The 6,784-nt window shown below is 54.7% G+C and carries 5 protein-coding genes; 3 read left to right on the top strand and 2 right to left on the bottom strand.

Annotation, left to right across the window (positions count from 1 at the left end; all coding sequences use genetic code 11):
* Together AC5M9B_RS03975 and mgtE are read right to left on the bottom strand one after the other, a co-directional pair.
* On the bottom strand, positions 1 to 196 hold a 196-nt coding region (locus AC5M9B_RS03975), incomplete at its 3' end, for a hypothetical protein (protein WP_487648283.1).
* 17 nt (positions 197 to 213) lie between these two features.
* A complete protein-coding gene (gene mgtE, locus AC5M9B_RS03980) occupies positions 214 to 1,668 on the bottom strand; it encodes a magnesium transporter (protein ID WP_070439809.1) in 1,455 nt (484 codons plus the stop codon).
* Positions 1,669 to 2,268: 600 nt separating this feature from the next.
* Between mgtE and AC5M9B_RS03985 the strand changes: the two genes are divergently transcribed.
* From AC5M9B_RS03985 to pgmB, 3 genes are all read left to right on the top strand, one after another.
* A complete protein-coding gene (locus tag AC5M9B_RS03985) occupies positions 2,269 to 3,621 on the top strand; it encodes an SLC45 family MFS transporter (RefSeq protein ID WP_146736414.1) in 1,353 nt (450 codons plus the stop codon).
* Between the two features lie 121 nt (positions 3,622 to 3,742).
* The gene (locus tag AC5M9B_RS03990; RefSeq protein WP_487648284.1) at positions 3,743 to 6,001 is read left to right on the top strand and encodes a glycoside hydrolase family 65 protein; all 2,259 of its coding nucleotides are present in this window, start codon (positions 3,743 to 3,745) and stop codon (positions 5,999 to 6,001) included.
* 12 nt (positions 6,002 to 6,013) lie between these two features.
* A complete protein-coding gene (pgmB, locus tag AC5M9B_RS03995) occupies positions 6,014 to 6,679 on the top strand; it encodes a beta-phosphoglucomutase (RefSeq protein WP_070655149.1) in 666 nt (221 codons plus the stop codon).
* Positions 6,680 to 6,784: the final 105 nt, after the last annotated feature.

Here is a 6,784-nt window from a genome sequence, read left to right on the forward strand (position 1 = left end):
CCATCAATTCCGTGGGCAAAGCCCACGCTACAATCCGCAGCAGGTATCGCAACGCCCTACCCGCCGCCGCGTTGGATTTGCCTATCAGGAAAAGCTGTTTGTTTAGCTTAGATTCACTTTCCTCCCCCATAAAAATTAAAAAGGTCGTCTGAAACCCATAATCACATGGTTTCAGACGACCTTTAATCTTTTCCATCCGCTTTTCAGACGGCCTTACAGCAAGAACATTGTCGCCAGTCCCAAGAAAATCAGAAAACCGCCGGAATCCGTTACCGCCGTAATCAGCACCGAGCTGCCCAAAGCAGGGTCGCGGCCGGATTTTTCCATGATGACGGGGATGAGTACGCCGACCGAGGCGGCGAGCAAAAGGTTCAGTGTCATCGCGGCGACCATCACCAAACCGATGCCGATGCTGCCGTACAGCAGCCATGACACCACGCCCATGACCGTTCCCCAGATGATGCCGTTGACCAAGGCAACGCCGACTTCTTTTTTCAACAAACGTCCCGCCTGCATCCCTGTCAACTGCCCCATCGCCATCGCGCGGACAATCATGGTGATGGTTTGGTTGCCGGAGTTTCCGCCGATACCGGCGACGATGGGCATCAGCGCGGCGAGTGCGACGATTTTTTCGATACTGCCCTCAAACGCGCCGATAACGCGGCTGGCGAGAAAGGCAGTGCAAAGGTTGACGGCAAGCCACATCCAGCGGTTTTTCACCGAATCCCAGACAGGCGCGAACAAATCTTCCTCTTCCTGCAAACCCGCCATGTTCAACATATCCGCTTCGGATTCTTCGCGGATAACGTCCACCATCTCGTCGATGGTAATCCTGCCGATGAGCTTTTTGTTTTCATCGACTACGGGCGCAGTAACCAAGTCATAACGTTCGAACGCCTGCGCCGCCTCTTCCACGTCGTCTTCAGGACGGAAGCGTACGACTTCGGTTGCCATCACGTCCGCCACTAAGTCTTCGGGATCGGCAACCAAAAGTTTGCGGATGGGCAGCACGCCTTGCAGGATGTCGTTTTCATCGACCACGAAAATCTTGTCGGTATGGTCGGGCAGGCTCTCGAAACGGCGCAGGTAACGTAGAACCACTTCGCAGGCAACGTCGGCGCGGATGCTGACCAACTCGAAGTCCATAATCGCGCCGACTTGGTTGTCTTCATACGACATCGCCGCCTTGACTTGGGCGCGCTCTTCCTCGTCGCGCGTCTGCAAGGCTTCATAAACCACTTGGTGCGGCAAATCGCCCGCCAGCTCCGCCAGTTCGTCCGCGTCCAAGTCATCAACCGCCGCCAACAGCTCGTCTTTGTCCATCGACTCGATCAGCGTTTCGCGCACCGCGTCGGAGACTTCCAGCAACACTTCGCCGTCGTCTTCCGGCGTAACCAATAACCAAACGATATTACGTTCGCGCGGCGGCAACGATTCCAACACCGCCGCCACGTCGGCAGGGTGCAGCTCGTTCAAAAGGACGGTCAGCTCGGTAAATTTGTCGCGCAACGCCTCGTCCTCAATCGGCACGCCTTCCTCAATTTGCGGGAAGGCGGGCGAAAGGATTTCGCACAGCGCGTGGATACGGTCGAAATCGGCGGAAACGCGCTCTACGTCGCTTTCGATACCGTCGTTTTCAAGGTTCGGAGGGGTTTGTTCGATGCTCATAAATGCTCCGCCCGCCGGATGCGGGAAGGCATTTCGGCGGGATGGTTATCGTGTATTTCGGGATAAACCGGAAGGGAAGTTCAGTAAAAACGAACTGGGAAGGTCCATAATAAAAGCCTGCTGATTCAGGCGTCGTGTTGGAAACGGAGCGTATTTTACCGCGTTTCGAGGCGGTTTACTATTTTTAACTGAAAAGGTCGTCTGAAAAAACGTAACTGTTTTTTCAGACGACCTGTATGTATCTCCGGTCTGTAAAGTGGAAATAAGAAAATTTACAGGGATATTTGATGTAAGGCAGGTTTGAGGTATGCAGTGGTTGTTTGGCTTTTAGGTGTATGGCTAGAATGGCACATAATTTACGCACACATACTTCTGTAACATCATCCGATACGTTTTTAAAATATTTTTCAGACGACCTCTCCGATTGATTTTCGGATGCCGACACTATCAAAAATATAGTGGATTGGCTTTAAAGCGGGGCGACGCCGCACCGGATTGAATGTGGTCTGCCAAAATGAACAAACGGGACAGTTTCGGGTCAATATTTAAAATTTAAACAAATTTACTACTTTCTTTACAAAAAAACGAAAGGACTACCTCATGTCGGACAATACGCAAACAACACGGCAGGGCTTGCCCTCGCTGCCGAAAAGCACGATTTGGATGCTCAGTTTCGGCTTTCTCGGCGTTCAGACGGCCTTTACCCTGCAAAGCTCGCAGATGAGCCGCATCTTCCAGACGCTCGGCGCCGACCCGCACAGCCTCGGCTGGTTCTTTATCCTGCCGCCGTTGGCGGGGATGCTGGTGCAGCCGATTGTCGGCCATTACTCCGACCGCACTTGGAAGCCGCACTTGGGCGGCCGCCGTCTGCCGTATCTGCTTTACGGCACGCTGATTGCGGTCATCGTGATGATTTTGATGCCGAACTCGGGCAGCTTCGGCTTCGGCTATGCGTCACTGGCGGCTTTGTCGTTCGGCGCGCTGATGATTGCGCTGTTGGACGTGTCGTCGAATATGGCGATGCAGCCGTTTAAGATGATGGTCGGCGACATGGTCAACGAGGAGCAGAAGGGCTACGCCTACGGGATTCAGAGTTTCTTGGCGAATACGGGTGCGGTTGTGGCGGCGATTCTGCCGTTTGTGTTCGCGTATATCGGTTTGGCGAACACTGCCGAGAAAGGCGTCGTGCCGCAGACCGTGGTCGTGGCGTTTTATGTGGGCGCGGCGTTGCTGGTGATTACCAGCGCGTTCACGATTTTCAAAGTGAAGGAATACGATCCGGAAACCTACGCCCGCTACCACGGCATCGACGTGGCGGCGAATCAGGAGAAGACCAACTGGATCGAACTCTTGAAAACCGCGCCTAAAGCGTTTTGGACGGTTACTCTGGTGCAGTTTTTCTGCTGGTTCGCCTTCCAATATATGTGGACTTATTCCGCAGGCGCGATTGCGGAAAACGTCTGGCATACGACCGATGCGTCTTCCGTAGGCTATCAGGAAGCGGGCAACTGGTACGGTGTATTGGCGGCGGTGCAGTCGGTTGCAGCGGTGATTTGTTCGTTTGTATTGGCGAAAATCCCCAACCGATACCATAAGGCGGGTTATTTCAGCTGCCTGGCTTTGGGCGCGCTCGGCTTTTTCTCCGTATTCTTCATCAGCAACCAATACGCGCTGGTGTTGTCTTACATCTTAATTGGTATTGCTTGGGCGGGCATCATCACTTATCCGCTGACGATTGTGACCAACGCCTTGTCGGGCAAGCATATGGGCACTTATTTGGGCTTGTTCAACGGCTCCATCTGTATGCCCCAAATCGTCGCTTCGCTGTTGAGTTTCATATTGTTCCCGATGATGGGCGGTTTGCAGGCCAATATGTTCTTGGTAGGGGGTGTCGTCCTGCTGCTGGGCGCGTTTTCCGTGTTCCTGATTAAAGAAACACACGGCGGCGCATAATTTTCTTCATTTATCGGCAGGAGGGTCGTCTGAAACTTCTGCCGACGCTTTATCCGATTGAATAAGACGAACCGTATTTCAAAACGGTTTGCCATAAAACCATCAAAACAGGAGCTTTACGATGTACACAAGAATCATGGAAATCAGCCCTTGGACGCTGCGTTCGGCAAAACTGGAAAAAGAACACAAACGGCTGCAAGAGAGCCTGACCAGCTTGGGCAACGGCTATATGGGTATGCGCGGCAGCTTTGAGGAAACCTACTCCGCCGACAGCCACTTGGGCAGCTACATCGCCGGCGTGTGGTTCCCCGACAAAACCCGCGTCGGCTGGTGGAAAAACGGCTATCCCAAATATTTCGGCAAAGCCATCAACGCGCTCAATTTCAGCAAAGTCAAAATCTTTGTCGACGGGCAAGAGGTGGACCTGGCGAAAAACGACGTTGCCGACTTCTCCATCGAACTCGATATGCAGCACGGTGTGTTGCGCCGCTCGTTCACCGTATTCGGCGTGCGTTTCGATGTGTGCAAATTCCTTTCTGTCGCGCAAAAAGAGCTGGCTCTCATCCGCTGGGAAGCCGTATCCGTCGACGGCAAAACCCACCAAGTCCGCATCGATTCCATCATCGACGCCGACGTGAAAAACGAAGACTCCAACTACGAAGAAAAATTCTGGCAGGTATTGGACAAAGGCGTTTCAGACGACCGCTCCTACATTGCTACCCAAACCGTCGCCAATCCCTTCGGCGTGGAACAATTCATCGTCAACGCCGAGCAAACCTTCGCCGGCAGCTTCAAAGCCCTCGGCGGCAGCCAAACCGACTGGCTGGTCTCCAATTCTTTTGAAGCCGAAGTCGGCGGTACGCCCGAAACCTTTGAAAAACGCGTGATTGTTACCACCAGCCGCGATTATCAAGGCTTGGAAGCGGTAAAAGCCGCAGGCCGCGCCTTATCGGAAAAAGTCGCAGGTGTTGCGTTTGAAACCCTGCTGGACGCACACAAAGCGGGTTGGCTGCACCGTTGGGAAATCGCCGACGTGGTCATCGAAGGCAGCGACGAAGCGCAGCAGGGCATCCGCTTCAACCTGTTCCAACTGTTCTCCACCTACTACGGCGAAGACGCGCGCCTGAACATCGGCCCCAAAGGCTTTACCGGCGAAAAATACGGCGGCGCAACCTATTGGGATACCGAAGCCTACGCCGTGCCGCTCTACCTCGCACTGGCAGAACCCGAAGTTACCCGCAACCTGCTGCAATACCGCCGCAACCAACTGCCGCAGGCGCAGCACAACGCGCGCGAACAGGGCTTGGCGGGCGCACTCTATCCGATGGTAACGTTTACGGGCATCGAGTGCCACAACGAATGGGAAATCACCTTCGAGGAAATCCACCGCAACGGTGCGATTCCTTACGCCATCTACAACTACACCAACTACACCGGCGACGAAAGCTATCTTGCCAAAGAAGGCTTGGAAGTCTTGGTCGAAGTGTCCCGCTTCTGGGCGGACCGCGTCCACTTCTCCAAGCGCAACGGCAAATACATGATTCACGGCGTAACCGGCCCGAACGAATACGAAAACAACATCAACAACAACTGGTACACCAACACCCTCGCCGCATGGGTATTGGACTACACCCGCGAAGCCCTGGCGAAATACCCACGTCCGGATTTGAACGTGAGTGCCGCCGAGTTGGAAAAATGGGCGGACATCAGCGCGAATATGTACCGTCCGCATGACGAAGAACTCGGCGTATTCGTGCAGCACGACGGCTTCCTCGATAAAGACATCCGCCCCGTGTCCGCGCTTTCGCCCGACGATTTGCCGCTCAACCAGAAATGGTCGTGGGACAAAATCCTGCGTTCACCCTTCATCAAACAGGCGGACGTATTGCAAGGCATCTACTTCTTCGGCGACCGTTTCAACATGGACGAAAAACGCCGCAACTTCGACTTCTACGAACCGATGACCGTGCACGAAAGCTCGTTGTCGCCTTGTATCCACGCCATCCTTGCCGCCGAACTGGGCAAAGAAGAAAAAGCCGTAGAAATGTACCAGCGCACCGCCCGCTTGGACTTGGATAACTACAACAACGACACCGAAGACGGCCTGCACATCACCTCCATGACCGGCTCGTGGCTCGCCATCGTCCAAGGTTTCGCCCAAATGAAAACTTGGGGCGGCAAACTCAGCTTCGCACCGTTCCTACCGAGTGCGTGGACAGGCTATGCCTTCCACATCAACTACCGAGGCCGTCTGATTAAAGTCGCCGTCGGCAAAAAAAACGTCGTCTTCACCCTGCTCAAAGGCGAACCGCTCGATTTGCAGGTGTACGGCAAAGACATCACGCTCAACGGCAGCCACACTGTCGCGTTGGAAAAATAAGGAGGGCGCAAAATGACTTTTACCGCAGTCCTCTTTGACCTCGACGGCGTCATCACCGATACCGCCGAATATCACTACCGCGCATGGAAAAAGCTCGCCGAAGAACTGGGCATCAGCATCGACCGCAAGTTTAACGAGCAGCTCAAAGGCGTGTCGCGCGACGATTCGCTCAAACGCATCCTCGCACACGGCGGCAAAACCGTCGGCGAAGCCGAGTTCGCTGAACTGACCCGCCGCAAAAACGACAACTACGTCGAGATGATTCAGGCAGTCAAACCCGAAGACGTGTACCCCGGCATTTTGCCGCTGCTGGAAGCATTGAGGGCAAACGGCAAAAAAATCGCCCTCGCGTCCGCCAGTAAAAACGGCCCGTTCCTGCTGGAACGCATGGGGCTGACCCACTTCTTCGACGCCGTCGCCGACCCTGCCGCCGTCGCGCATTCCAAACCCGCCCCCGACATCTTCCTCGCTGCCGCCGAGGGCGTGGGCGCGGATATCCGCCAATGCATCGGCATTGAAGACGCCGCCGCCGGCGTCGCCGCCATCAAAGCCGCCGGCGCCTTGCCCATCGGCGTGGGCAAAGCCGAAGACTTGGGCAGCGACATCGCGCTGGTGTCCGGCACCGCCGAGCTGACCTACGCCTACCTGCAAAACGTGTGGGCACAGTCGGGCAGGTAAAGCGTATCAGGTAAATTGTTAAGGAAGTAAAAAGGTCGTCTGAAAACTGAACTGGCCCCCAAATCTTGGACACTCATAAAAGCCTATTCAGGCGCTCTGTGTAAG

This window comes from Neisseria flava (assembly GCF_982712965.1).

What these genes read in the sequence shown, in the direction of transcription:
- mgtE (WP_070439809.1), bottom strand. Translation starts at nt 1,668, where the DNA reads ATGAGCATCGAACAAACCCCTCCGAACCTTGAAAACGACGGTATCGAA.
- AC5M9B_RS03985 (WP_146736414.1), top strand. Translation starts at nt 2,269, where the DNA reads ATGTCGGACAATACGCAAACAACACGGCAGGGCTTGCCCTCGCTGCCG.
- AC5M9B_RS03990 (WP_487648284.1), top strand. Translation starts at nt 3,743, where the DNA reads ATGTACACAAGAATCATGGAAATCAGCCCTTGGACGCTGCGTTCGGCA.
- pgmB (WP_070655149.1), top strand. Translation starts at nt 6,014, where the DNA reads ATGACTTTTACCGCAGTCCTCTTTGACCTCGACGGCGTCATCACCGAT.